Origin of the sequence: Pseudomonas sp. BN606 (assembly GCF_029873115.1) — a bacterium.
GTDB lineage: Bacteria > Pseudomonadota > Gammaproteobacteria > Pseudomonadales > Pseudomonadaceae > Metapseudomonas.
The window spans coordinates 1-26,108 of the sequence record NZ_SSOF01000073.1; the positions used below are offsets into that span (position 1 = coordinate 1).

23 protein-coding genes and 1 pseudogene are annotated in these 26,108 nt (G+C 64.4%); 15 read left to right on the top strand and 9 right to left on the bottom strand.

The annotated features are described in order from the left end of the window. Positions 1-287 (bottom strand): annotated as a pseudogene (locus tag E8E75_RS15085) (type VI secretion system tip protein VgrG); the annotation flags it as partial. A 257-nt stretch (positions 288-544) separates the two neighbouring features. Further along, positions 545-1,753 (bottom strand): MFS transporter, encoded by a 1,209-nt coding sequence (locus tag E8E75_RS15090; RefSeq protein ID WP_120653041.1) that lies wholly within the window; start codon positions 1,751-1,753, stop codon positions 545-547. A 291-nt stretch (positions 1,754-2,044) separates the two neighbouring features. On the opposite strand from E8E75_RS15090, the gene E8E75_RS15095 reads away from it, so the two are divergent. The 8 genes from E8E75_RS15095 to E8E75_RS15130 all read left to right on the top strand — a co-directional run bounded on the left by E8E75_RS15095 (position 2,045) and on the right by E8E75_RS15130 (position 11,190). Beyond that, positions 2,045-4,873: a xanthine dehydrogenase family protein molybdopterin-binding subunit gene (locus E8E75_RS15095; RefSeq protein ID WP_153921615.1), complete on the top strand. Its 2,829-nt coding sequence runs from the start codon at positions 2,045-2,047 to the stop codon at positions 4,871-4,873. After that, positions 4,866-5,405, top strand: a complete 540-nt coding sequence (locus E8E75_RS15100) for a (2Fe-2S)-binding protein (RefSeq protein WP_153921612.1) — start codon at positions 4,866-4,868, stop codon at positions 5,403-5,405. The genes E8E75_RS15095 and E8E75_RS15100 overlap by 8 nt, the downstream gene beginning before the upstream one ends. A gap of 2 nt (positions 5,406-5,407) precedes the next feature. Then, positions 5,408-6,631, top strand: a complete 1,224-nt coding sequence (locus E8E75_RS15105; RefSeq protein WP_153921609.1) for a cytochrome c — start codon at positions 5,408-5,410, stop codon at positions 6,629-6,631. A gap of 17 nt (positions 6,632-6,648) precedes the next feature. Continuing rightward, complete coding sequence (locus E8E75_RS15110; protein ID WP_120653037.1) at positions 6,649-7,620, top strand: XdhC family protein; 972 nt, start codon at positions 6,649-6,651, stop codon at positions 7,618-7,620. 57 nt (positions 7,621-7,677) lie between these two features. Continuing rightward, complete coding sequence (locus E8E75_RS15115; protein ID WP_153921606.1) at positions 7,678-8,247, top strand: nucleotidyltransferase family protein; 570 nt, start codon at positions 7,678-7,680, stop codon at positions 8,245-8,247. A gap of 345 nt (positions 8,248-8,592) precedes the next feature. Further along, positions 8,593-10,029 (top strand): cytochrome ubiquinol oxidase subunit I, encoded by a 1,437-nt coding sequence (locus E8E75_RS15120; protein WP_153921603.1) that lies wholly within the window; start codon positions 8,593-8,595, stop codon positions 10,027-10,029. A 3-nt stretch (positions 10,030-10,032) separates the two neighbouring features. Continuing rightward, complete coding sequence (cydB, locus tag E8E75_RS15125; protein WP_153921600.1) at positions 10,033-11,040, top strand: cytochrome d ubiquinol oxidase subunit II; 1,008 nt, start codon at positions 10,033-10,035, stop codon at positions 11,038-11,040. 9 nt (positions 11,041-11,049) lie between these two features. Further along, complete coding sequence (locus tag E8E75_RS15130) at positions 11,050-11,190, top strand: DUF2474 domain-containing protein (protein WP_120653033.1); 141 nt, start codon at positions 11,050-11,052, stop codon at positions 11,188-11,190. Positions 11,191-11,258: 68 nt separating this feature from the next. Here E8E75_RS15130 and E8E75_RS15135 read toward each other — a convergent pair whose 3' ends face one another. Then, complete coding sequence (locus E8E75_RS15135; protein WP_153921597.1) at positions 11,259-12,383, bottom strand: class I SAM-dependent methyltransferase; 1,125 nt, start codon at positions 12,381-12,383, stop codon at positions 11,259-11,261. A gap of 82 nt (positions 12,384-12,465) precedes the next feature. On the opposite strand from E8E75_RS15135, the gene E8E75_RS15140 reads away from it, so the two are divergent. Beyond that, positions 12,466-13,242, top strand: a complete 777-nt coding sequence (locus E8E75_RS15140; protein WP_120653031.1) for a ferredoxin--NADP reductase — start codon at positions 12,466-12,468, stop codon at positions 13,240-13,242. Between the two features lie 137 nt (positions 13,243-13,379). On the opposite strand, the gene E8E75_RS15145 is transcribed toward E8E75_RS15140, so the two are convergent. Both E8E75_RS15145 and ccoN read right to left on the bottom strand, forming a co-directional pair. Beyond that, entirely contained in the window at positions 13,380-13,625 is a 246-nt protein-coding gene (locus E8E75_RS15145) for a cbb3-type cytochrome c oxidase subunit 3 (protein WP_153921595.1), read from the bottom strand. Then, the gene (ccoN, locus tag E8E75_RS15150; protein ID WP_280359355.1) at positions 13,618-15,054 is read right to left on the bottom strand and encodes a cytochrome-c oxidase, cbb3-type subunit I; all 1,437 of its coding nucleotides are present in this window, start codon (positions 15,052-15,054) and stop codon (positions 13,618-13,620) included. The genes E8E75_RS15145 and ccoN overlap by 8 nt, the downstream gene beginning before the upstream one ends. A 270-nt stretch (positions 15,055-15,324) precedes the next feature. Between ccoN and E8E75_RS15155 the strand changes: the two genes are divergently transcribed. The 3 genes from E8E75_RS15155 (at position 15,325) to E8E75_RS15165 (ending at position 19,309) form a co-directional block, all read left to right on the top strand. After that, positions 15,325-16,995 (top strand): nitrite/sulfite reductase, encoded by a 1,671-nt coding sequence (locus E8E75_RS15155; protein ID WP_153921592.1) that lies wholly within the window; start codon positions 15,325-15,327, stop codon positions 16,993-16,995. Beyond that, the gene (locus E8E75_RS15160; protein WP_153921589.1) at positions 16,992-17,468 is read left to right on the top strand and encodes a DUF934 domain-containing protein; all 477 of its coding nucleotides are present in this window, start codon (positions 16,992-16,994) and stop codon (positions 17,466-17,468) included. Before E8E75_RS15155 ends, E8E75_RS15160 begins: the two co-directional genes overlap by 4 nt. Before the next feature lie 278 nt (positions 17,469-17,746). Further along, entirely contained in the window at positions 17,747-19,309 is a 1,563-nt protein-coding gene (locus E8E75_RS15165) for a TerC family protein (RefSeq protein ID WP_120653026.1), read from the top strand. A 121-nt stretch (positions 19,310-19,430) separates the two neighbouring features. Here E8E75_RS15165 and mscL read toward each other — a convergent pair whose 3' ends face one another. After that, entirely contained in the window at positions 19,431-19,847 is a 417-nt protein-coding gene (gene mscL / locus E8E75_RS15170) for a large-conductance mechanosensitive channel protein MscL (protein WP_120653025.1), read from the bottom strand. A gap of 209 nt (positions 19,848-20,056) precedes the next feature. Here mscL and E8E75_RS15175 point away from each other — a divergent pair, with 209 nt between their 5' ends. From E8E75_RS15175 to radA, 3 genes are all read left to right on the top strand, one after another. Continuing rightward, the gene (locus E8E75_RS15175; RefSeq protein ID WP_120653024.1) at positions 20,057-20,302 is read left to right on the top strand and encodes a YdcH family protein; all 246 of its coding nucleotides are present in this window, start codon (positions 20,057-20,059) and stop codon (positions 20,300-20,302) included. A gap of 79 nt (positions 20,303-20,381) precedes the next feature. Continuing rightward, positions 20,382-20,660: a hypothetical protein gene (locus tag E8E75_RS15180; RefSeq protein WP_120653023.1), complete on the top strand. Its 279-nt coding sequence runs from the start codon at positions 20,382-20,384 to the stop codon at positions 20,658-20,660. A 43-nt stretch (positions 20,661-20,703) separates the two neighbouring features. Further along, entirely contained in the window at positions 20,704-22,068 is a 1,365-nt protein-coding gene (gene radA / locus E8E75_RS15185) for a DNA repair protein RadA (RefSeq protein ID WP_120653022.1), read from the top strand. 164 nt (positions 22,069-22,232) lie between these two features. Here the strand turns inward: radA and E8E75_RS15190 are convergent, their stop codons facing one another. Genes E8E75_RS15190 through E8E75_RS15200 form a run of 3 tightly spaced genes read right to left on the bottom strand, consistent with a single transcriptional unit; the run spans position 22,233 to position 25,987 of the window. Beyond that, positions 22,233-22,601, bottom strand: a complete 369-nt coding sequence (locus E8E75_RS15190; protein WP_120653021.1) for a PilZ domain-containing protein — start codon at positions 22,599-22,601, stop codon at positions 22,233-22,235. Between the two features lie 52 nt (positions 22,602-22,653). Then, a complete protein-coding gene (locus E8E75_RS15195; RefSeq protein WP_153921586.1) occupies positions 22,654-24,819 on the bottom strand; it encodes a hypothetical protein in 2,166 nt (721 codons plus the stop codon). After that, positions 24,806-25,987: a DUF3142 domain-containing protein gene (locus tag E8E75_RS15200; RefSeq protein WP_153921630.1), complete on the bottom strand. Its 1,182-nt coding sequence runs from the start codon at positions 25,985-25,987 to the stop codon at positions 24,806-24,808. Before E8E75_RS15200 ends, E8E75_RS15195 begins: the two co-directional genes overlap by 14 nt. Positions 25,988-26,108: the final 121 nt, after the last annotated feature.

The following is a 26,108-nucleotide window of genomic DNA, read 5'->3' on the forward strand; positions in this document are numbered from 1 at the left end:
CCGGTGAGGACGCCATGCAAGGTGCGCAGCGGCCGGTTCACCGGCGGGCTGAGGCCGATGATGGGGAGCGGCATGGGCGACGGGTAGAGGCTGAACGCGGCGTCCTGCCCCAGGAGCTGGTCAACCGGCAGATCGCGCTGGCTGGAGGTGAACTCGATGCGGTAGCGGAACGGCTCGCTGAGCGCCTCCTCGCCCTGGAAGGCGAGCACGTCGAGCGTGGCGTCGAGGTTGCGGACCTTGAGCTGGTGGCGGCTGTGATCGAAGAAGGGGCGGATTGCAGCGAGCATGCGGTTGAACCTTCCGTCGTCAGAAACAAACGCCGAAGGTTGCCGCTCACACCGGCCCGCCGCTATCAGACCGGTTCGGAATGATTGCTGGAAAACAAGCGTCGTCGTGTCGGAAGCGTGGGAGTGCGTTGCGGTGTCAACTAAAGCGATTGCTGGAGCCGGAAGGCGGAAAACTCACCTTCTCCAGACGTTAATCCATGCATGCGTTGGTGAGCTGGGACGGAGCACCGCCCAGCCCGTTTACGGAACTCGTGGTGTCAGTGCAGCTTGTCCCGCTTGGCCAGGCCGGGGAACAGCTTCATCCACAGCCCGGTCACGATCAGTGTGCCAACGCCGCCCATGACCACCGCCGGAACGGTGCCGAACCAGGCGGCGGTAACGCCGGACTCGAACTCACCCAACTGGTTGGAAGCGCCGATGAACAGCCCGTTCACCGCACTCACGCGGCCGCGCATCTCGTCCGGGGTATGCAGCTGCACGAAGGCGCCGCGAATCACCATGCTGATCATGTCCGCCGCGCCGAGCACCGCCAGCACCGCCAGGGAGAACCAGAAGGAGGTGGATAGCCCGAAGGCGATGGTCGCTACGCCGAAGATCCCGACCGAGGTGAACATGATCCGGCCCACGTTGCGTTCGATGGGGAATCGCGCCAGCCAGAAGGACATCAGCAATGCACCGACCGCCGGTGCCGAACGCAGCAGGCCCAGGCCCCAGGGGCCGGTGAGCAGGATGTCCTTGGCGAACACCGGGAGCAGGGCGGTGGCACCACCCAGCAGCACGGCGAAGAGGTCCAGGGAAATGGCGCCGAGGATGTCCGGGCGGCTACGGATGAAACGGATGCCCGCCAGCAGGTTTTCCAGGTTGGCCGGAGCCTTGTTGGCCGGCTGCTGCCTGCTGGAGAGGCCCAGCATCAGGACGCAGGCGGCTATATAGAGGACCGCCGTGGGACCGTAGACCCACAGGCTGCCGAAGGCGTAGAGCAGGCCACCAAGGGCCGGCGCGACGATGGTGGCCGCCTGCATGGCCGAAGCCGAGGCCGCCACCGCGCGGGGGAAGAGTTCCTTGGGCACTACGTTCGGCAGCAACGCCTGGGTAGCCGGCATCTCGAACGCCCGGGCGGCGCCGAGGACGAAGGCCATCAGGAAGATCAGTTCGCGGCTGGCGCTGTCGGTGGCGCTGGCGAATACCAGCACGCCTGCCACCAGGGCCTGGAGAACCTGGCAGATCGCGGCGACGCGGCGACGGTCGAAGCGGTCGGCCACATGCCCGGTGTGCAGCATGAACAGCACGCGCGGCAGGAACTCCACCAGACCCACCAGGCCCAGGTCGAGCACGTTGCCGGTGAGTTCGTAGATATGCCAGCCGATGGCGACTGTGATCATCTGGAAACCGCTTGCCGTGCAGACGCGGGCGAACCAGAAAGCCAGGAAAGGACGATGGTGGCGTAGGAGGAGGGCCTGAGACATATCCGGAAAAAGCTTAGGCTGCTATCGATGGCGCAGCCTAGCACGGCGGCGGAAACATGCGGTTGCATTTGCCGAACCGAGCGTTCGATCAGCGCCTGCTCTTCGGAAATTTCTGACCAAAGAGACAGATTTACCCTTTGTCTCTGTCAGTGATTTCGTTAGAATTTGACTTTCAAGTCAGGTTAATCCCTCCGACTACTCTCATATCTACGACCCTTCTCTCCGGAAGGGCCGACAACCGTGTTTGCACAAAGAAAAGCGCCGGCCAACGCCGGTCGATGAGGAACGGGCATGTCCACTCCTGAGTTATCCCGTCGCGCCTTCCTGCAAGGCAGCGTCGTCGCCGGCATCGGCATCACCCTTGCACCCTTGGGCAGCAAGGCCTTCGCCGCTCTGTTCGAAGAACAGGTCACCCGCACGCCCGAGCCCTGGTACACCGCGGGTGGCCAGGCCCGTGGGCGAATTGACGGTGTCAGCAAGGTCTGCGGCGGCAAGGTGTTCGCCCGTGATATCCGCGCCAAGGACATGCCGGGCTGGCCGCAGCAGCAAGGCCACGCGCTGCTGCTCAAGGCCACCCGTGCCGATCACCTCTATCAAGGTTTCGACCTGTCGATGCTGGGCGAAGAGCTGAAACCGGATCGCGTGGTGACCGCCGCCGATCTGGCGCGCGACGGCATCGCCTTCCCCGAAGGCCACAGCCCGGACCCCTTCCTGCCGGAAGGCCAAGTGCCCATGTTCATCGGCCACCCGGTCGCGCTGCTGATCTGGAAGGATTTCGACCGCTACCGCCGCGCGAAGAACATCCTCAAGTTCAACGAGAAGGTGGTGCGCTACGGCGCCCAGGCTCCGCTGTACCAGCGCGACCCCTACGGCAGTTTCCGCTTCGTGCGCGTTGGCGGGGCCACGCCTTTCGAGCCGGACACCTTCTCCAGCCTGAAGGACAGCATGCTGTTCCCGCTGATCCGTGAGCGCAAACCCACCTGGGGCGCCGGCAACCCGGCGGGCGACCTGACCGCCCAGGGCATCTACCACGCCGAGCAGATGCAGTCGAAGCTGGCCAATCCGCCGGAAGGCTGGATGGTCTTCGACGAGCGCTTCAAGACCCAGTCCATCGAGCCGGCCGCCCTGGAAGCGGACAACGGCAACGGCTGGTACGACCCGGCTACCGGCACCCTGCATTTCGTCGTCGCCACCCAGTGCCCCTTCGAAGTGGCCGAGCAGACCGCGCACATGTTGGCGCCGTCGCGCTTCAAGGTGCAGAAGCTGAACATGCACCCCGGCTACACCGTCGGTTACGGCTCCAAGGACAACAACATTTTCGTGTTCTACGCCGCCCTGGCGGCGATTTACGGCGACGGCGTGCCGGTGCGCCTGGCCAATGACCGATACGAGCAGTTCCAGAGCGGTATCAAGCGCCACCCCTTCGACATGCATTACCAACTGGCCGTGAAGAAGGACGACCTGTCGTTCCAGATCTTCCGTGCTCACATGGACGTCGACGGTGGCGGACGCATCAATTACAGCCCCTCGGTCGCCGCCGTGGGTGCTACCGCCGCGCAGTCCATCTACTACCTGCCGCAGAGCGATCTGGCCGCCACCGCCTATCACTCCCGTGGCGTCGAAGCCGGCTCCATGCGCGGCTACGGCACCCTGCAGACCATGGCCGCCACCGAGATGATGGTGGACGAGGTCGCCGCGCGCTTAGGCGTCGACCCCATTGAGTTGCGCCGCAAGAACGTCTTCAAGTCCGGCATGAAGAACACCCAGGGCGCCATTCCCGCCGGTGCCTTGCGCCTGGAGGAAATCCTCGACAAGGCCGCGCAGCACGAGGTCTGGAAGAACCGCGATGCACGCAAGCGCGAGGAAGAGGCGAAGGACCCGGACAACTACTACGGCGTTGGCTTCGCCATCTGCCAGAAGGACTTCGGCACCGGCTCCGAGGCGCCGATGGCCAGCATCGAGTTCACTGCCGATGGCCGCGTGACGCTGCGCCAGATCGCCATCGACATGGGCACCGGCATGGCCACCTCCCAGGCGCTGCTGGTGGCTGACTACCTGGGCCGTCCGGCGCATGAAATCCGCACCGGCGTCACCGAGTGGGCCGAACTGGACCTGACCACCAGCGGCAACCCTTACCTGATCAGCCAGGCTGAACAGGATGCCGCGCTGAAGAACCCGCGCTGGGTCGGCAAGCTGGCGTCGCCGTCCTCGGCCACCAACTCGGCCTATTACTCGGGTCATGGCACCCGCGAGGCGGCACGCATCCTCTTCAACCACGGCCTGTGGCCGGCGGCGCTGAGCATCTGGGGCCGCGGCGAGTTTGGCGGCCTGGCCAACCCCTACGTCGTACGTCGCGAGGACGCCCATTGGGTGGAAGGCAAACTGACCGCCAACGGCCTGCCGCCGATCCCCTTCGAGGTGCTGGCGCACAAGGCCCACGAGCTGGGCCTGGTCACCGGAGTCAGCGTCCACGGTTTCAACCGCTGGGCCTGGGCCGAGGGCGAGTTCGACATAGACGGCAAACGCGACACCTTCCCGCTGGACGCCGTGGCCGTTAAGTACGGTGACGGTGCCGCCAAGGAGAAGAAGGCGAAGATGACCAGCCACGGCTACCACCTGCTGGACCGTACCGCCATCACCTATCCGCCAACCCAGTTGAACAACGCCATGGTCACCTACTACAGCCCGGTGGCGACCCTGGTCGAATTGAAGGTGAACAAGGGCAGTGGCGAAGCGCGAGTGATCAATCATCACTCCTGGCTCGAGTGCGGCCGGGTCATCGTGCCGGAGCTGGTGCGCGGCCAGCTCGAAGGCGGTATCGCCATGGGCATTGGTCACGCATTGCTGGAAGAAATGCCGTTGTACGAGGGCGGCCCCGGTGAGGGCACCTGGAACTTCAACCGTTACCAGCTGCCTCGCGCCAAGGACTGTGCAGTGTGGAAACAGACCGCCGAAATCCTCCCGCCGCTGTCGCCCAGTGACCCGGCCAAGGGCATTGCCGAAGTGGTGATGATCCCGGTGGTCGGCGCCATCGTGAACGCCGTGGCCCACGCCACCGGCAAGCGCCTGCGCGACCTTCCCCTGACTCCGGCCCGCATCAAGGAGGCCCTCCATGGCTAAGCGCGCCCTCAGCATGACCCTCAACGGCCAGGCCATCGGTCCGTTCACCGTGGATGACGACCTGATGATGATCGAGTTCCTCCACGAACACCTGAACCTGACCGGTTCGCGCCTGGGCTGCGGCCAGGGTATCTGCCACGCCTGCGTGGCGATCCTCGACAAGCCCGATGGCACCAGCGAGGAGATCCGCACCTGCATTACTGGCGCGCATTTCTTCGATGGCAAGAAGGTGCGCACCATCGAAGGCCACGCCAAGCGCGATGCCAAGGGTGAAGTCACCGAGCTGAATCCGATCCAGCAGAAGTTCATCGACCAGTTCGCCTTCCAGTGCAGCTACTGCACCCCCGGCTACGTCAACGCCGCCACCGTGCTGGTGGAAAAGCTCCAGCGCCAGCCGGTCAAGCGCAGTGAACTGGAAGGGGAGATCGAACAGGCCCTGGGCAACCACATCTGCCGCTGCACCGGCTACGTCCGCTACTACAACGCCGCGCGCGAAGTGGTAGAAGGTCTCGGCCTGGTCAAGGAGGGTTAAGGATGCGTGCAATTCTCCTCGCGGCGCTGCTGCTGCCCCTGACTGCCCCTGCCGCTGAACAGCCCGCGGACAAGGCGCTGATCGAGCGCGGCAAGTACCTGGCCCGCGCCGCCGACTGCGTGGCCTGCCACAGCATCGAAGGCGGCGCCGAGTACGCCGGCGGCCTGCCGCTGGTGTCCCCATTCGGCACCATCTACGGCACCAACATCACGCCGGACAAGGAGCACGGCATCGGTCAGTACAGTGCCGACGAGTTCTTCAAGGCGGTGACCCAGGGTGAGCGCAAGGACGGTGGCAAGCTCTACCCCGCCATGCCCTACACCTCGTACCACCTGCTCAAGCGTGAAGACTCCGACGCCATCTACGCCTACCTGATGAGCCTGGAGCCCATTGCCAAACCGAGCCCGAAGACCGACCTGGCCTTCCCGTTCAACGTCCGCTTCGGCATGACCTTCTGGAACATGCTTTACAAGAACCGGGTGCAGCTCGAAGCGGCTGATGGCAAGGGCGAGGAGTGGCAGCGCGGGCAGTACCTGGTGGAAGTGCTCGGCCACTGCGGCGAGTGCCATACCCCGCGTAACGCGCTGGGTGCCCTGCAGCAGGACCTGCGCATGACCGGCGGCGTGATCCTCGGCTACGAGGCACCGAGCCTGTTGGCCAAGGACCTGGCCGAGCGCGGCTGGACCACGGACGACTTGTCCACCTTCCTCAAGCACGGCATCAGCGATCAGGGTTCGGTATTCAACGAGATGTACCCGGTGCTGCACCACAGCACTCAGTACCTGCCTCAGGATGATCACCGCGCCATGGCCACCTACCTGCTGGGCGAAGAGCCGCCGGCGCCGCGCAAGATAGCCGCCGTGGCCGAGGCTGAGCTGGGCGAAAGCGCCGCTCGCGGTCGCCAGGACTACCTCAACGTCTGTGCCGGTTGCCATGGCGCGGCAGGAGAGGGCGTGCCGCACGTGGCGGTTGCCATGAACGGCAACACCACCCTGCGCCTGGCGGATTCCCGCAACCTGCTACGGGTGATCGACGACGGCATTCGCGAACAGCAGTTCACCGGTTTCGAACGGATGCAGCCAATGCCCGGCTTCAGGGATAAACTCGATGACGGCCAGATGCGCGACCTGCTCAATTACCTGCGCCAGACCTGGGGCGGACTTGAGGGTGAGGTGAGCCCTGAGCGGGTGTCGGAGCTGCGCGGCGAGGTCCTGTCGTCTCACTGATTAGGGTATTTCCCACGATGCAACACCTCGATCTGCTGGTGGTGCGCAAGGCGCTGGAGTGGTCCGCTTCTGGCCAGCGCGTGTGGCTCTGCACGGTCCTCGCGACCTATGGCTCGGCGCCTCGCGCGCCGGGTTCCCTGCTGGCGGCCACCGCCGACGGGCACTGGATCGGCTCGCTGTCGGGCGGTTGTGTCGAGGATGACTTCCTCGAACGCCTGGTCGCCGGTGCCTTCGCCGAGCCGGTTCAGCTGGTGCGTTATGGCGACGGCAGCGATACCCATTCGTCGATCCGTCTGCCCTGCGGCGGCATTCTCGACGTGCTGGTGGAAAACCTGCCCTCCGATTGTGATGTCCAGGCGCACCTGCGAGAGCTGGAAACGGCCTTGGCCGGCCAGCGCCGCTTGATCCGCGAGGTCGCCCTGCCCGAGGGCGCGCGTCGGTTGTTGCCGGACCGCGAGCATGGCCCGCGGGTGGAGCGCCTGGGCGACCTGCTGCACCTGCGCGTCGGTGCCGCCCAGCGCCTGCTGCTGGCGGGTTACTCCACGGTGGCCCAGGTATGCGCCGAGTTTGGCCAGAGCCTGGGCTTTGAAGTGGTGCTCTGCGACCCGCGTGACGAGGCGCTGCAGGGCGTCGAGCTGCCGGGCGTGGAAATCCGCCGCGAACTGCCCTCGGAGTTCATCCGCCTGGGCGGCTGTCATGCCGATACCGCCGTGGTCGCCCTGACCCACGATCCTAAGATCGACGATCTGGCGATGATCGAAGCGGTGCGCACCGAGGCTTTCTACATCGGCGTGATGGGCTCCATGGCCACCAGCGCCAAGCGTATGGAGCGCCTGCGGCGGATCGGCGGCCTGAACGAGGCGGAACTCGACCGCATCATTGCTCCCATTGGCCTCAACCTGGGCAGCAAGACCCCGTCCGAAATCGCCCTGGCGGTGCTCGCGGATATCCTGCGGGTTCGTAATGGGATTGCGCGGGAAAGGGTTTGATCAAACGAAGTCAGTCGCACCAATCCCCTACAGTTCCATCGCCCCGGGAGATGAAGGATGTCCAATGTCCCCGCCCTGATCCTCGCCGCTGGCTTCGGTACCCGCTTTGGCAGCGACAAGCGTCGCGCCACCCTGGCCGACGGCCGCACGCTGCTGGCAGCCAGTCTTGAGCGGGCCAGGACGGTGTTCGACGAGGTGCAAGTGGTGCTGCGCCCGGAGGACGACCCGACGGTGTTGGGGTTGCCGGAGGGCTGCAACATCATCCTTTGTGAAGATGCCGGGCGGGGCATGGGCCACAGCCTCGCGGCCGGTGCGCGGGCACTTGCCAATGGCGAGGCCGACGCCATCGCCGTATTGCTCGGGGACATGCCCTGGATCGCTGAATCCAGCCTCCGCGCGCTACTGGCCAAGGCTGCGCCGGGCCGTATCGTTTTCCCTGTCCATCACGATGAGCGTGGTCATCCCGTGCTGTTCGGCCGGGAATTCTGGCCGGAACTCTGCGCCTTGACCGGCGATGAAGGGGCGCGCCGGGTTCTGCGTGCCCATGCGGCCGCCTGGGTGGCGGTTGGGGTGGACGATCCGGGGGTGCTGCGGGATGTGGACAGCCCCGAGGCACTTCTACCGTAGGTTGGCGTAGAGCGCAGCGAAACCCAGCAAATCCGAAACAAGCGCGTCGTTGGGCTTCGCTGCGCTCTGCCAAAACCTACAGTCCCCCGCACTCCATGCGGCGCGCGGCCGCGCGGCAACCTGTCGCGCGGCAACGAACCACAGCTTCCAAAATGCCTTGACCGGCTACTCTCTATGCATTGCTTGATCCGCGTCAAAACCCCCGGCGCGGGTTTGTGAAGGGCCGACCTGGCCCGCATCCAGTCGCAGCAGACCCCACAAGAACAATTCGGTCCGGCCCGGCTCCTCTATCCGATGGAGTCGTTCGGGACCTGTACCCGTATCAATCTGATTAGAGGATTCGCCATGTTCGGATTGGAGGCTCTCGATCTCGCCCGAATGCAGTTCGCCTTCACCGTGTCCTTCCACATCATCTTCCCGGCCATCACCATCGGCCTGGCGAGCTACCTCGCCGTCCTGGAAGGGTTGTGGCTGAAGACCTGCGAGGAGGTCTACCGCGACCTCTATCACTTCTGGTCGAAGATATTCGCCGTGAACTTCGGCATGGGCGTGGTCTCGGGCCTGGTCATGGCCTACCAGTTCGGTACCAACTGGAGTGCCTTCTCCGACTTCGCTGGTGCGGTCACCGGGCCGCTGCTGACCTATGAGGTGCTCACTGCCTTCTTCCTGGAGGCCGGCTTCCTTGGCGTCATGCTGTTCGGATGGAATCGCGTGGGTCCGAGCCTGCACTTCTTCTCCACGGTGATGGTGGCCATCGGCACCATCATTTCCACCTTCTGGATCCTCGCCTCCAATAGCTGGATGCAGACCCCGCAGGGCTTCGAGATCATCGACGGCCGCGTGGTACCGGTGGACTGGCTGGCGGTGATCTTCAACCCGTCCTTCCCCTATCGCCTGCTGCACATGGCCACCGCCGCCTTCCTCGCCACCGCCTTCTTCGTCGGCGCCTCGGCGGCCTGGCACCTGCTGCGCGGCCGCGACAACCCGGCGATCCGCAAGATGCTCTCCATGGCCATGTGGATGGCGCTGATCGTGGCCCCGGTACAGGCGTTCATCGGTGACCTGCACGGCCTCAATACCCTCAAGCACCAGCCGGCGAAGATCGCCGCGATGGAAGGCCACTGGGACAACAGCAGTGGCGAAGCCACCCCGCTGATCCTCTTCGGCTGGCCGGACATGGAGCGTGAGGAAACCCGCTTCAAGGTCGAGGTTCCCTATCTCGGCAGCCTGATCCTGACCCACAGCCTGGACAAGCAGGTACCGGCGCTGAAGGAGTTCCCCAAGGAAGACCGGCCCAACTCCACTGTGGTGTTCTGGTCATTCCGCATCATGGCGGGCCTGGGCATGCTGATGATCCTCACCGGCATCTGGAGTCTGTGGCTGCGCTGGCGCGGCGGGCTGTTCCAGTCCCGGCCGTTCCTCTACCTGTGCTTGTGGATGGGCCCGTCCGGGTTGATCGCGATCCTCGCCGGCTGGTTCACCACCGAGATGGGCCGCCAGCCCTGGGTGGTCTATGGCTTGATGCGCACGGCCGATGCGGTGTCCAACCACAGCGTGACGCAGATGAGCCTGACCCTGGTGAGCTTCGTGGTGGTGTACTTCGTGCTCTTCGGCGCGGGCCTGGGCTACATGATGCGCCTGGTGCGCAAGGGCCCGGTCACCCACGAGGGCAAGGAACAGGGTATCGGCGGCCCCGGCCAGCACCGCACGCCTGCACGCCCGCTCTCGGCGACCGAAGAGGGTATGGACGATGACGACAACGTTACCGAGGTAAGGAGCTGAACCATGGGCGTAGACCTTTCACTGATCTGGGCCATCATCATCATCTTCGGCGTGATGATGTACGTGGTGATGGATGGTTTCGATCTCGGAATCGGCATCCTCTTCCCCTTCGTCAAGGATGACGGCGAGCGCGACGTGATGATGAACACCGTCGCGCCGGTCTGGGACGGCAACGAGACGTGGCTGATCCTGGGGGGCGCCGGCCTGTTCGGCGCTTTCCCGCTGGCGTACTCGGTGGTGCTTTCGGCGCTCTACCTGCCGCTGATCCTGATGCTGCTGGGGTTGATCTTCCGTGGCGTGGCCTTCGAGTTCCGCTTCAAGGCCAAGCCGGCCAAGCGCCACCTGTGGGACAAGGCGTTCATCGGCGGCTCCATCGCCGCCACGTTCTTCCAGGGTGTTGCGCTGGGCGCGTTCATCGAGGGCATCCCGGTGGTGAACCGCACCTTTGCCGGTGGCTCGCTGGACTGGCTGGCGCCTTTCCCGATGTTCTGCGGCCTGGGTCTGATCGCCGCTTACGCGCTGCTCGGCTGCACCTGGCTGATCATGAAGACCGAAGGCCGCTTGCAGCAGCAGATGCACGACCTGGCGCGACCGCTGGTGCTGGTGATGCTGGCGATTACCGGCCTCGTCAGCATCTGGACGCCGCTGGCCCACGAGGAAATCGCTACCCGCTGGTTCAGTCTGCCCAACCTGTTCTGGTTCATGCCGGTACCGATCCTGGTGCTGGTGTGCACCTGGGCGTTGCTGCGCGCCGTGGCGAACAACGCCCACCACGCGCCCTTCGTGCTGACGCTGGTGCTGATCTTCCTCGGCTACAGCGGCCTGGGCATCAGCCTCTGGCCCAACGTAATCCCACCGTCCATTTCCATCTGGGAAGCAGCGGCACCGCCGCAGAGCCAGGGGTTCATGTTGGTGGGCGCGCTGTTCATCATCCCCTTCATCCTGATGTACACCGCCTGGAGCTACTACGTGTTCCGCGGCAAGGTGACCCAGGAAGACGGCTACCACTAGGAGCGGCCTGTGGATAAGTCAGAGAAGAAACCGCTTTGGCAGCGCCTCGGCTGGCTGGTGGGTATCTGGGCCCTCAGCGTGTTGGCGCTTGGCGCTGTGGCCTACGTGCTGCGGATGTTCATGACGGCGGCGGGGTTGAGTACGCACTAGGCGTGCTCTCTCATTACTTGTAGGGGCGAATGAATTCGCCCCTACAAGGTTTCAGTGGCCTGGTGCAGCTATTTGCTCGCCTTCAACACCACGAACTTCGGTGTCGCCGCCACCTGCTCCACGCCCCGGAATAGACGCTTGAGCTTGGCGTGGTAGCCCAGGTGGCGATTGCCCACGATCCATAGCTCGCCACCTTTCACCAGTGCATTGCGCGCTTGCACGAACATGCGCCAGGCGAGGAAATCGCCTACAACCTGCTGCTGGTGGAACGGCGGATTGCACAGCACCAGGTCCAGCGAATCCCCCGGCTGCTCTGCCAGACCGTCGCCTGCCCGGATATCCGCAGGGCGTTCGCCCAGTGCCGCGCGCCAATTCTCCTTCGCCGACTGGACGGCCATGTAGGACTCGTCCACCAGGGTCATCTGCGCCTGCGGGTTGGCCAGCGCATAAACGATGCCGAGAACGCCATTGCCACAGCCCAGGTCTGCCGCACGGATATCCGCCAGGCTGCGCGGCAGGTGCGGAAGAAAGGCACGGGTGCCAATGTCCAGGCCTTCGCGGCAGAACACGTTGGCGTGGTTGATCAGCGTCAGGCGTGGCTGGTCCAGTTGGTAGCGGGTGGGGTAGGGCGAAGCAGGTGCCGGCTTCTGTTCGGCCGTGGCGATCAGCAGGCGTGCCTTCTTCACCGCCAGAGATGGCTGCATCGGGCCGATGTATTTCTCCAGCAGGTCGCCAGCGGCGTGGGGCAGGTGCTTGACCATACCCGCGGCTACCACCGTGGCGCCGGGGGCGAGTTGGCCATGCAGGCGGATCAGTTGTTCCTCCAGCAGTGCCAGGGTTTTGGGAACGCGCACCAGTACCCGGTCGAACGGGCCTTCGGCCAGTTCACTTGCGGCCACGAAGCGCACGCGCCCGGCATCCAGTTCGTTGCGTGCCAGATTGCGTTGCAGGGCGATGTGGCCGAGGTGGGAGTCGCCGCTGCTGGTGACGTGCGCGTGGGTGGCCAGGCTGGCGGCCAGCGCGCCGAAGCTGTCATTCAGCACCAGGATGCGCGTTTCGCTGGCGATGCCCTGTTCGTGCAGGTGGTTGAGCAGGTACTCATCGGCGGCATCGAAGGCCTGCAGCGGGTCGTCCTGCTGTTCGGGCTGGCGAACGAGATCGAGCTGGGCAAAAGGCGTAGCAAATATAGGCATAAGAACCGGCGGTGTTTCTGAAGGCCGCTTTGCGAGACACTGAAGCGGCCTTTGAACGAATCGGAAAGAGTGGGAGCGGAGTATGACCGCCAGCGAAGAGAAGTTCACCCGTCAGACCCTGCTGGATGTCGAGACCCTGACGCCCAGCCTGTTCACCCTGCGCACGACCCGTGACGCGGGGTATCGCTTCAGAGCCGGGCAGTTCGCCCGCCTGGGCGTGACCAAGGCCGACGGCAGCACCGTCTGGCGCGCCTATTCCATGGTCTCGGCGCCCCATGACGAGCACCTGGAGTTCTTCTCCATCGTCGTACCGGGGGGCGAATTCACCAGTGAGCTGTCGCGCCTCGCGGTAGGCGACACCCTGATGGTGGACAAGACGTCCTTCGGCTTCCTCACCCTCGACCGTTTCGTCGATGGTCGCGACCTCTGGCTGCTGGCTACCGGCACTGGGCTGGCGCCGTTCCTGTCGATCCTCCAGGACCTGGAGGTCTGGCAGCGTTTCGAACGGATCATCCTCGTCTACAGCGTGCGCCAGGCTGCGGAGCTGGCTTATCAGCCGCTGATTGACGACCTGAAGAACCGCGATTACCTGGAAGGCGTGGCCGACAAGCTGCTGTACATCCCTGTGGTGACCCGCGAGGAAGTGCCCGGCGCGCTGCATGGGCGTATCACTACGTTGATCGAGAACGGCGAGCTGGAACGCGCCGCCGGCCTGGAACTCACCCCGGAGCACTCCCGCGTGATGCTCTGCGGTAACCCGCAGATGATCGACGACACCCGCGCGGTGCTGAAAAAGCGCGACATGAACCTGAGCCTGACCCGCCGGCCGGGGCAGGTGGCGGTGGAGAACTACTGGTAGGTAGTGTGTGGCGGATGAATAGCTTGGAGGGGCGATTTCAATCGCCAAGGGCAGCTCCGCTGCCCCTCACCGGCTTCGCAGGGCAGACCTCCGGCCTGTAGATGCGAATGAATTTGCCCCTACAGGTGTTCTTCACCTCAGGCATCCAGTTCTATTCGCCGCTCGCACCCCCCATCACACCGACCCGGACAGCTGCACCCCGTGCTGCTGCGGGCGGTGGCGCGTTCCATTCGCCTGGCTACGGGCTCGTCGTCGGCAAAGGGCAGCATGGTGGCTTCGTCCAGTTGGCGTTGGCTCCTGCCACCCAGGCTGGCCTGGATGGCGAGGTAGAAGAAGGTCAGGGCAGCCAGGCTAAGCAGGGCGTATGCGCTTTCGCTATCCATGGGCCACCGCCTGCGGGACCGCGTCGGTGGCGCGCGTATCACCGACGCGGATCGTGCGCCAGGTGTTCCAGGCCATCAGCAGCATGCCGGTGACGAAGAAGATGCCACCCACCATGCGCACCACGAATCCGGGGTGGCTGGCTTCCAGCGCTTCGACGAAGGAATAGGTGAGGGTGCCATCCTCGTTCACCGCGCGCCACATGAGGCCCTGGGTGATGCCGTTGACCCACATGGAGGCGATGTACAGAACGGTGCCGATGGTGGCCAGCCAGAAGTGGGCGTTGATCAGGCCGGTGCTGTGCATCTGCGCGCGGCCGTAGAGGCGCGGGATCAGGTGGTAGAGCGAGCCGATGGTGATCATCGCCACCCAGCCCAGCGCTCCGGCGTGTACGTGGCCGATGGTCCAGTCGGTGTAGTGGGACAGCGCGTTTACGGTCTTGATGGCCATCATCGGGCCTTCGAAAGTGCTCATGCCATAGAAGGCCAGCGACACCACGAGGAAGCGCAGGATCGGGTCCTCGCGCAACTTATGCCAGGCCCCGGAGAGGGTCATCATGCCGTTGATCATGCCGCCCCAGCTCGGCGCCAGCAGGATGATCGACATCACCATGCCGAGGGACTGGGCCCAGTCCGGCAGGGCGGTGTAGTGCAGGTGGTGCGGGCCGGCCCAGATGTACAGGGTGATCAGTGCCCAGAAGTGCACGATGGACAGGCGGTAGGAGTACACCGGGCGCCCGGCCTGCTTGGGAATGAAGTAGTACATCATTCCGAGGAAGCCGGTAGTCAGGAAAAAGCCCACGGCGTTGTGCCCGTACCACCACTGCACCATGGCGTCGGTAGCGCCGGAATAGACCGAGTACGACTTGAACCAGCTCACCGGAATGGCCATGTGGTTGACGATGTGCAGCATCGCGGTGACCACGATGAAGGCGCCAAAGAACCAGTTGCCCACATAGATGTGCCTGGTCTTGCGCTTCATCACCGTACCGAAGAACACCACCGCGTAAGCGATCCAGACGATGCCCATCCATACCGCGCCGGTGAACTCCACCTCGGCGTATTCCTTGGTAGTGGTCAGGCCCTGGGGCAGGGTGACCAGGAGGATCACCACCAGTGCCTGCCAGCCCCAGAAGGTGAAGGCAGCAAGCCCACCACCGAACAATCGTGCCTGGCAGGTGCGCTGCACCGTGTAGTAGCTGGTAGCGAACAGGGCACTACCGCCGAAGGCGAAAATCACCAGGTTGGTGTGCAGCGGGCGCAGGCGGCCGAAGCTGGTCCAGGGCAGGTCGAGGTTCAGCGCCGGCCAGACGAGCTGGGCGGCGATGAACACGCCCATGCCCATGCCGACGATGCCCCAGACGAGCGTCATCAGGGCGAACTGGCGAACCACCTTGTAGTCGTAGGTCGGTTCCGGGATTGCGGTGTTCATGTGCGGGCCTTTCGGTTGAGAAGACTGAGCGGCCGCCATTCTGGAAACCCCGTCGCTGGGGAAACAGACTCAGATAAACGCACTTTTTAGTGCTCAGATCGGCTGGCGCCTTGTAGGAGCGAGCTTGCTCGCGAACCGCCGGCATTCGCGAGCAAGCTCGCTCCTGCAAGTCAATCTGATATGGTTTTTTGAGACGGACCTGAAGCTGTTTACGCCGGGCTCGCGCGCCCATAGTGAAGGCCCCCGCCCGCCTTGCTGGAGCCCGCTTGCATGTACCACTACGACGACTACGACCGCGCCCTGGTGCAGGAGCGTGTGGCGCAATTCCGCGACCAGGTGGCGCGGCGTATCAGCGGCGAGCTTTCCGAGGAAGAGTTCCTGCCGCTGCGTCTGCAGAACGGCCTCTACATGCAAAAGCACGCCTACATGCTGCGGGTCGCCATCCCCTACGGAACGCTGTCGTCCAGCCAGATGCGTTGCCTGGCGCGAATCGCCCGCGAACATGATCGCGGCTATGGCCACTTCACCACCCGGCAGAACATCCAGTTCAACTGGATCGAGTTGGCCGAGGTGCCGGACATCCTCCAGCAACTGGCCGAGGTGGAGATGCACGCGATCCAGACATCCGGCAACTGCGTGCGCAACATCACCACCGAAGCCTTCGCCGGGGTGGCCGCCGACGAGTTGCTGGACCCGCGACCACTGGCGGAAATTCTCCGCCAGTGGTCCACCATCAATCCGGAATTCCTCTTCCTGCCGCGCAAGTTCAAGATCGCGCTCTGCGCAGCCGAGCAGGATCGAGCCGCCGTGCAGATGCACGACATCGGCCTTTACCTGTACCGCGACGATGCGGGCGAAATGCGCCTGCGGGTATTGGTGGGCGGCGGCCTCGGCCGCACACCGATCCTCGGTCAGCAGATTCGTGACGGCCTGCACTGGCGACACTTGCTGTCCTATGTCGAAGCCATCCTGCGCGTCTACAACCGCCACGGCCGGCGCGACAACAAGTACAAGGCGCGGATCAAGATCCTGGTCAAGGCGCTGGGTATCGAAGCCTTTGCCCGCGAGGTGGAAGCCGAGTGGCAGCACCTGAAGGAGGGCCCGGCCGAGTTGACCGAGGCTGAGTACCAGCGCGTTGCCAGCAGCTTCGATGCACCGTCCTATGCCCGCCTGGATGAGGCCGACCTGGACTTCGGCAGCCAACTGGCGCGGGACCCGGAATTCGCCCGCTGGTGTGCGCGCAACCTGCAACCGCACAAGGTTCCGGGCTACGCCGCCGTCGTGCTGTCCACCAAGCCGGGACCGGATGCCCCGCCCGGAGATGTCACCGACGTCCAGATGGAGGCAGTAGCCGACTGGGCCGAGTGCTTCGGTTTCGGTGAAATCCGCATCGCCCACGAACAGAACCTGGTGCTGCCCGACGTGCGCAAGGCCGACCTGCACGCACTTTGGCTGAAGGCCCGCGACTGTGGCCTGGCGACCGCCAACATCGGCCTGCTCACCGACATCATTGCCTGCCCGGGCGGCGACTACTGTTCCCTGGCCAACGCCAAGTCCATCCCCATCGCCCAGGCCATCCAGGCGCGCTTCGTTGATCCAGCGGCACTTCAGGATCTGGGTGAGCTCAGCCTGAACATCTCCGGCTGCATGAACGCCTGCGGTCATCACCACATCGGCAACATCGGCATCCTCGGTGTGGATAAGGGCGGCAGCGAGTGGTACCAGATCACCCTCGGGGGCGCCCAGGGCATGGACAGCGAACTGGGCAAGGTGATCGGACCTTCCTTCAGCGCTGACGAGGTGCCGGACGTGATCGAAAAGGTGGTGGAAACCTTCCGCGACTATCGCGAGCCGGAGGAACGCTTCGTCGATACGGTGCGGCGCATCGGCCTGGATCCCTTCAAGGAACGGGTCTACGCCAAAGTGGGGGTACCGGCATGAACAACCTGATCAAACTTGTGGATGGTGAGGCTCGCCTGGTGGAAGACACCTGGACCCTGGCGCGCGAGGCGGGCGAAACCTTGCCGGATGGGCAACTGATCCTGCCGCTGGCGCTCTGGCGTGAGCGCGACGGCCGCGACGGGTTGTTGCTGCAACCGGACGATGAAGTCGAGCCGCTGGCACCGCTCTTGGAAGGAGTGCCCCTGATCGCCGTCGACTTTCCCAGCTTCCGTGACGGCCGCGGCTACAGCCAGGCCTACCTGCTGCGTACCCGCCTGGGCTGGCGCGGTGAGCTGCGTGCGGTCGGTGATGTGCTGCGTGACCAACTCAGCCATATGCGTCAGTGCGGCTTCGACGCCTTTGCCGTTCGCGAGGATAAATCCGCCGAGGATGCGCTGAAGGGATTGGCGGGTGTGAGTGTGCTTTATGGCCGTTCGGTGATAGAGCCAAGGCCACTGTTTCGCAGGCGCTGAGAGATTTCGTACATGAATGGTAAAAATTCCCTACTTAGCGCTGGATGATTTCTGACCTAGCATTTGCGGTTCGTTTATCCGAACTGGAAACCAATGGACAGCGATAGTTGTAAGCCGCCCCCTGCAACCCCGGGTGCGGCCGCCCCCCTTCCCGCCGGCGTCTACGCACGCCATTTCGAATTGCAGCGTCCCGCTGCCCACTCTTCGTGCATGTCGATGCAGCGCCCGCAGGCGCCGTTTGCGCCTGCCCGTAAACCTGGTTCGAGAGCCTGATCCCTATGGAATGGATAGTTGACCCTACGGCCTGGCTGGGCCTGCTGACTCTGATCGTCCTGGAGATCGTCCTCGGTATCGACAACCTGGTGTTCATCGCCATCCTGGCCGACAAGCTGCCCCCCCATCAGCGCGACCGTGCGCGATTGATCGGCCTGTCCCTGGCCCTGCTGATGCGCCTGGGTTTGCTGGCCAGTATTTCCTGGCTGGTCACCCTCACCACGCCGCTGTTCGAGGTGTTCGATAAGAGCTTCTCCGGCCGTGATCTGATCATGCTGTTCGGTGGTGTGTTCCTGTTGTTCAAGGCCACCATGGAATTGCACGAGCGCCTGGAAGGCCGCGTTCACAGCCAGGGTGGCAGCCGTGCCTACGCCTTGTTCTGGCCGGTAGTGGCGCAGATCGTGGTGCTGGATGCGGTGTTCTCCCTGGACGCGGTGATTACCGCCGTGGGCATGGTCGAACACCTGGAAGTGATGATGATCGCGGTGGTGGTGTCCATCGGCCTGATGATCATCGCCAGCAAGCCGCTGACTGCCTTCGTCAACGCCCACCCAACGGTGATCATGCTGTGTCTGGGCTTCCTGATGATGATCGGTTTCAGCCTGACCGCCGAAGGCTTGGGCTTCCATATCCCGAAAGGCTACCTGTATGCCGCCATCGGCTTCTCGCTGCTGATCGAGGCTGCCAACCAACTGGTGCGCTGGCGCCGCAAGCGCCAGCTCCAGGGCGACCGCAGCGTGCGTGAGCGAACTGCCCACGCCGTGCTCCGCCTGCTGGGTGGCCGTGGCGTGGAGGCCGATGAAGTAGGCGAGGAAATCGCCGACCTGTTGGATGGCGGCGACGCTGGCAAGGTGCCCTTCGACCGTCGTGAGCGGATCATGATCAGCGGCGTACTGGGATTGGCCGAGCGCCAGGTCCGTACGCTGATGACCAATCGCAGCGAGGTGGAGCGCATCGATCTCGACGACCCGCGCGAAAGCATCCGTGACGCCCTGCTGCGTTCGCCGCACTCGCGCTTGTTGGTGATCCGGGGCGGCGATGTGGATGAGCCCCTGGGCTATGTGCACAAGAAGGAACTGCTGCGCGAGTTGCTGCAGGGGCAGGAGCCGGAGTTCGAGCAGATGCTGCGGATTCCGCCGAACCTGCCGGAGAGCGCTTCCGTACTGGGCGCCCTGGAAGAAATGCGCAAGGCCTCTACCCACGTGGCGTTCGTCGTCAACGAATTCGGCGGCTTCGAGGGGCTGCTGACCATGACCGACATACTCGAGTCCATCGCCGGTGAGCTGCCTGACGCCAGTGAGGTGGATGGCCTGGATATCGAACCGTGCGATGAGGGCTGGAAGGTCAGTGGTGCGGTGAACCTCAGCCTGCTGGGGGAGCGCGTCGGCTTTGCCGCCAAGCCCGGAGAGGACTACCAGACCCTCGCAGGCCTGGCCATGAGTCTGCTGGATCGCCTGCCGGTCATCGGTGACTCCCTGGAAGTCGCAGGCTGGCAGTTGCAGGTGATCGAAGTGAAGGAGCGGCGGGTCAATCGCCTGCTGCTCAAGCCGCTGACAACAGCAACCTGATCACTTATGGGAGCGACTTCAGTCGCGAAATGAAGAAGGGCCGCGATGCGGCCCTTCTCTTTTGCTGAGGTCGGTGGGATTCGCGAATGAATTCGCTCCCACACAGGACGCCTCGGGCAACTCAGGGCTGCTTGTCCCCCTGGGCTTTCAGCAGGTCACGTATCTCGGTCAGCAGGGTTTCCTCGGGGGAGGGCGCCGGTGGCAGCTCGGGAGCAGCGGCTTCTTCGCGTTTGAGTTTGTTGATCACTTTCACCCCCATGAAGATGGCGAAGGCGACGATCACGAAGTCGAGGATTGTCTGGATGAACTTGCCATAACTCAACACTACAGCCGGGATTTCCCCCTCGGCGGCCTTGAGGATGATGGCCAGGTCGGAAAAGTCGACCCCGCCGATCAGCAGGCCAATGGGCGGCATGATCACGTCGCCCACGAAGGACGAGACGATCTTGCCGAAGGCAGCGCCAATGATGATGCCAACGGCCATGTCGACCACGTTGCCTTTGACGGCGAAGGCTTTGAATTCGTTGAGCAAGCTCATGTTTCACTCCCTGAGGTTCTGGATTCAACGCTGAAGTGTAATTCAGCAGGTCGAGGCTGCCAGCGACGGCCACCTCCTTGTGCCGGTGCTCATGCTAGGGGCCGGAGGTGGCAGTGCCAAGTCCGGGTGAGGTTTCCGTCAGGCGGCGCTTTCCGCCTGTGGTCCCTGGTCTAGCCTGAGAGTGAGGCTGCAAGAGGAGGGTCGCTGCCATGCCACTAGAACACCACCCGCTCAACCGTGAATTCCCAGAGTTCAAGGACACCATGCGCGCACTGCTGCAGAGCGATGCGCACTTTGCCCGATTGGCGGGGGAGTACCAGGATCTGGATTCGCAAATCTACGAAGTCGAGGACGGCAACAAGGCCCTCGATGACAACATCCTGCACGGTTTGAAGGTGCAGAGGGTTGCCCTGAAGGACGAAATCGCCCGGATGCTCAAGAGTGCCAAGGGCTGACACTTTGATTTGATCGGGGTCAACAGCGCCAGGAAGGAGGCCGGATAGGCTGGCTCACCCTCTATCCGGAGCCAGTCCCATGCCTGCTACTAACCTCTCGTCCGGCGCGGATTTTTCGTCCGCGTCGTCGCTCTCCCCTGAGCGCCAGGAAGCCATCGAGCGTCTCGACCGCCTGCAACAACAGTACGATCTGCTGCAACGTCGCATCGCTCGCGTCGAGGAAGGCAGCGAGCCGCTGGACGGCTCCAGCCTTAGCGCCCTGCACATGCGCCTGGACGGCCTGAGCCAGGATCTCGAGCGCCAGCGTCGGCGCGCTAGCGGCCAATGCTGCAACTGCGGCGGCGGTTGCCGAGGCTGATCCGCTATCATGCGGGCTTTCGTTTTTCTGACGGAGTCCGCTGATGGCCAAGGCCAAGCGCATGTACGGCTGCACCGAGTGCGGCGCTACCTTCCCCAAATGGGCCGGCCAGTGTGCTGACTGCGGGGCCTGGAACACCCTGGTGGAAACCGTGCTGGAGGGCGCCGCCGCTACCTCCGGGGGGCGCGGCGGCTGGGCCGGCCAGCAGGCGCAGATCAAGACCCTGGCCGAGGTCAGCGTTGAGGAAATGCCGCGTTTTTCCACCGCTTCCACCGAGCTTGATCGGGTGCTCGGTGGTGGCTTGGTGGACGGGTCGGTGGTTCTGATCGGCGGCGATCCGGGCATCGGCAAATCCACCATCCTCCTGCAAACCCTCTGCAACATCGCCACGCGTCTGCCCGCGCTCTATGTCACCGGTGAGGAGTCCCAGCAACAGGTCGCCATGCGTGCCCGCCGCCTGGGCTTGCCGGAAGACAAGCTGAAGGTCATGACCGAGACCTGCATCGAAAGCATCATCGCCACCGCGCGGGTCGAGCAGCCCAAGGTGATGGTGATCGATTCCATCCAGACTATCTTCACCGAGCAATTGCAGTCCGCCCCAGGCGGCGTGGCCCAGGTCCGCGAGAGTGCGGCACTGCTGGTGCGTTTCGCCAAGCAGAGTGGCACGGCGATCTTCCTGGTCGGCCATGTGACCAAGGAAGGCGCCCTGGCTGGCCCGCGCGTGCTGGAGCACATGGTGGACACCGTGCTCTATTTCGAGGGCGAGTCCGACGGCCGACTGCGCCTGTTGCGGGCGGTGAAGAATCGTTTCGGTGCGGTCAACGAGCTGGGCGTGTTCGGCATGACGGACAAAGGCCTGAAGGAGGTTTCCAACCCCTCGGCGATCTTCCTCACACGCGCCCAGGAGTCCGTGCCCGGCAGCGTGGTAATGGCGACCTGGGAAGGCTCGCGGCCCATGCTGGTGGAGGTTCAGGCGCTGGTCGACACCAGCCACCTGGCCAACCCGCGACGGGTAACCCTGGGGCTGGACCAGAACCGCCTGGCCATGTTGCTGGCGGTATTGCACCGGCACGGCGGCATCCCGACCTACGATCAGGATGTGTTCCTCAACGTGGTTGGCGGTGTGAAGGTACTTGAGACCGCTTCCGACCTTGCGCTGATCGCCGCCATCATCTCCAGTCTGCGCAACCGCCCCCTGGCCCATGATGTGCTGGTGTTCGGTGAAGTGGGGTTGTCCGGTGAGGTACGTCCGGTGCCCAGCGGCCAGGAGCGCCTGAAGGAAGCCGCCAAGCATGGTTTCAAGCGGGCGATCGTGCCCAAGGGCAACGCCCCCAAGGAAGATCCGCCGGGCCTCACCGTGGTCGCGGTGACGCGCCTGGAGCAGGCGTTGGATGCGCTGTTCGAGTAGTTTTCGCGAATGAATTCGCTCCCACACGAAGAGCGAAAAGCCAATTGATTGCACGGACAGCCCCCTCTCCCTTTGGGAGAGGGCTGGGGGTGAGGGACCTTTGGCAGAACTGCGATCTGCTTGGCGAACGAATTCGCCCCTATAGGGAGCTTCAGCCCGGCGGGCTACTCCTCGCCCAGTGCCGTCAGTTCACGTTCCAGCAGTTCTTCGCTACCCAGGTTGAGTTCCACCAGGCGACGCAGGTGGCTGATGGAGTCGAGGTCGATATGGCGGCAGACGAATCCAAGTTGGTCGCCCTGGGCGCGAGTCAGTTCCACTTCCATCTCGACCTTGGCGTCTGCGCCCAGATCGACGCGCACGTCGAACGGCCTTGCCGGATCGCCATCCCAGTCAGCCGGGCGGATCACCAGCAAGCCCTTGAGGGAAATGTCGTGCAGCTCCGCCGTCCAGCGCTTGTCGCCCTGGTTGATTGTGGTGGCGGCGTCGAAGTTGATGCGGTGGAAGCGCCGACGGTCGTTGGCGATTTCACTCATGGTCATGCTCCTGAGAGATTTCATCCACTATAGCCAAGGCCAACGAGACTGTTCATTCGCCGCGGCGACGCCTGAACCAGAAAAACGACAGGGCCAGGATCAGCGCTCCAGCCCCGGCGAGCAGGTACTTGTAGGGGCGCAAGCTGTTGCGCAGTTGCTTCCCGCGCTCCTCCCAGACACGCTTGCCCGCGGCGTCGAAGTCAGGCTCCTCGCAGTTCCGTCCGAAATTGGCTGCCCAGGGCACATACGGGCCGTGCTGCACATAACGCCGGTAGTAGCCGCGCGCGTCTTCCAGATTGCTGCTGAGCAGGAAGCCGGTTGCCTTGCACAGCACCGCGGCGAAGGCCTGGCTATTTTGCGGCAACTGGTCGGCGGCCCGCCCGGCCAGATGCGCGGCGACCCAGCGATAGTGATAGCGGGTGTTGGGCTGGGCGAGGTTGTCGTTATGTCGCTTGGCTTCGTCTGCACTCAGCAGGTCGCCCGCTTGCTGTTGCCCCACCTGGGGCAGGGCGAAGGAGCCGCCTAGGCTGTGAAAGTCTGGCGACATCTCGTAACCCAGCAGTTCCATGCCCTGCTCGCGGGCGATCAGCGCGGCTTTATAGAGGGCTTCGGCGCGCCCGGTAGCGGTCCAGCGGTTATCCGCCTCCTCGCGGGCCTGGCCATAGCGACGGGCGGTTTCGCGCAGTTCAACATCATCGAAGTAGGGCAATGCCTCGTTGTAATGGCCTTCGCGCAGCAGACGCCGGGCCAGAAGGTTGCGCAGTTGGGCCGCGACCGGGCGTGGCTGGTAATTCTCGCGCTCTTCCGCAGTCTGCGGCTTGGGCTCTGGCACCTTGGCGTCGACATAGCCCTTGAGCTCTTCCAGGGTCAGCACGCGCTCGGCGATGGTGGCGCTGTCCCACCAGTAGATATCGCCGCTGTGCCAGAGCAGGTCGAAGGCGTCCAGATAGTCGCCGCGCTGGAGCGAAAGGATGGCGTTCTCGCCGTCCACTCGGCAGCGCGGCTTCACGTCCTCCCAATCCCAATCTGCGGTGCGCCGGTAGCCCCAGTCTTCTTCCTTCGGGAAGGCCCGCGCGGCCTTGGCATAGGCCTCGGTGGCGCGGGTCGCGTCGCCATCGCGCAAGGCCAGCTTGGCCCGCAGCCACCAGGCAAGCCCACTGTCGCCGGCCTTGGCGACGAAGTGCTCGGCCTCAGAGTAGCGCCCGAACTGGTAGCTCAGGGCGGCCAGGCGATCGGCATTGGCCAGGTCGGCACCAGCGTTCTCGATCAGTAGCGTACTGATGCGTTCATCACCGCTCTGCTCACCGTCGATGCGGCTGAGCAGGCGAGCGGTGAGCAGGTGCTGCACTTCGGGTAGGGCCAGCAGTGGCGCCAGCTCCTCGTTGGGCATGCGCGCCAGTTCGCCAGCGAGTTGGCGCAGGGAGCTGTAGCCGGTACTGGATCGATGGGCCGTCTGGCTGGCATAGAGACGGATGGCGCTGGCCCAGTCACCGGCCAGGTAGTCCAGGCGGGCTTCCTCGCCGAGGCTGGCGATGCCCAGTTCCAGCGGGTCGGCATAGCCTTGGATGGCGAGCTGGCGAGTCTGCTGGAACGCTTCCCGCGCGGACTGGGCTGCATCCTGCATGAACAGGCGCTGATCTTCCTCACTGCGCTGGGTTGCTTCGACGGGTACGCCTTCGGGGCGGCTCAGATTGGCCTGGGCTCGCCCCAGGGAGTAGGCGGCCCAGGTACCGCGCAAGCGGCGTTGGTCCGCCGGAAGTTCCAGCACGCGGCGAAAGTAGTCGCTGGCCAGCAGGTAGTCCTGCTGGGCGAAGGCCACCGCGCCGGCACTGTAGAGGCGCAGCTCTGCGGGCAGCTCCTGGCCCTGGTCTTCGACCTGGCGGGAGTCAGTCAACGTACGCAGGCGTTTTATCTGCTGGTAGAGGGTGTCTCCCAGTTCCTTCTGTTCGATCTCGTCGCGCTGCTGGAGGTATCGCTCTCCACCGTCGTCCCAGTAGCCCGCCAGGGTGGCATCGCCGGACTGGCCGAGGCCGGGCACCGGTTTGCCCAGACGCGCCGCTTCGAACGCGAAGTTGCCCTCAGGCAGTTCGGCCAGGGTCTGCGCACGGTCGCCCAGCAGGCTCAGGGGAAAATCCGGCCCGCAGGCCTGGGCACTCAATACCGGCAGACAGAGTGCAATGGCCAGCGCCAGTCGCCGGCTGCGTTCAGGGGTAGACATGGGATCCTCCTTGATCGACTTGCTGGCAGCGTGCCCAACCCAGGGCACGTTGCTGGCCGGCGGAGAGCTGGCCTTCGGTGTGGCGGGTGAATACCAGGGCACTGGCCGTACGTTCCAGGCGATAGCCGGCCAGGGCATCGGCAGCATCGCAGGCTTGCGCCGGCAGCTCGATGCGTTCCGGCAACGCGGCGGCAAGGTTGCCTTGATTGGTCAGGACCAGTTCGTGGAGCGGTCCATGCTGACTGACCTGTGGCCGGATATCCGCGTATAGCTCGTCGCCGCGCGCTACAGCCTTGAGGGTGTCGAGCGGCCAGGCACGACGGTCGCCGGCCAGCGGCAGGCGGAACCAGATGACGCCGGCCAGGTGCGCGGGAGGCGTCTGCCGTAGTTCGGTGAGCAATTCGGCCAGTTGCCGCGGGTCTGCCTGTAGTTCACGGCGCGGTCCGGCAAGCGCCAGCGGGCTTTCACTTTCCACCACGCCGTTCACCAGGGCGATGCCATAGGCGGGCAAGGCGAGTTGGAAGGGGCGGTCGCTGATCTGGCTCCAGCGCCGGGTCCAGGTCAGGGCGCGGGCAGGGTCGAACAGTCCGTTCGCCGGGGCGTTGACTGCATGGATCTGCAGCACGCTGCTGTCCACCTCGCGCAGCAAATCGACGAGGGCGGGGCTGTCGAGCCAGGCGGGCAGGGCGGTAATACTGAGTTTCAGCTCCGTTGGCAGCGCTTGGCGCAGTTCACCGAGGAAGGCGCGATAGGCTGGCAGGCGTGCACTGGCGCAATCGTGGTCGATCTCCAGCCCCTGCACGGCGAGGCCCAGCGCGCGCCAGTCGTTCATCAGCGCGAGGATATCGTCGCGGGTGCGCTGTAGGTCCAGCTCCGGCAGTTGGCCATCCAGCCGCACGACGGCCACCAGCGGACGGCCATCGGCTTTGAGCATCCCTGCATTCACCCTGATACGAGACCAGCCTGCGCCGGGATGGGCCTGGGCGGCGAGCACTCGAAGGGTAGAAAAGTCGGCGCGGCTGGCAGCCAGCGCATCTGCGTGGGCGGGCCGCCATTGGCGTTGCCAGATGTAGAGCTGCTGGTCGAGCGCTTGTGGTATTTCCGGCCGACAGCCAGCCTCGCCGAGCAGCAGAAGGGCGAGGGCGACACGGAGATAGGGGACAGGCATGGATGCGACGCGCACTGGGGCGGTGTCCTTGGGCATTCGAGCCGGAGTGCGGCGAATTACATCCGCATTCCCAGGTGCCGGCAAGGCCTGCCGGCGCTGGTTTGACAGTTCCCCATCCGTC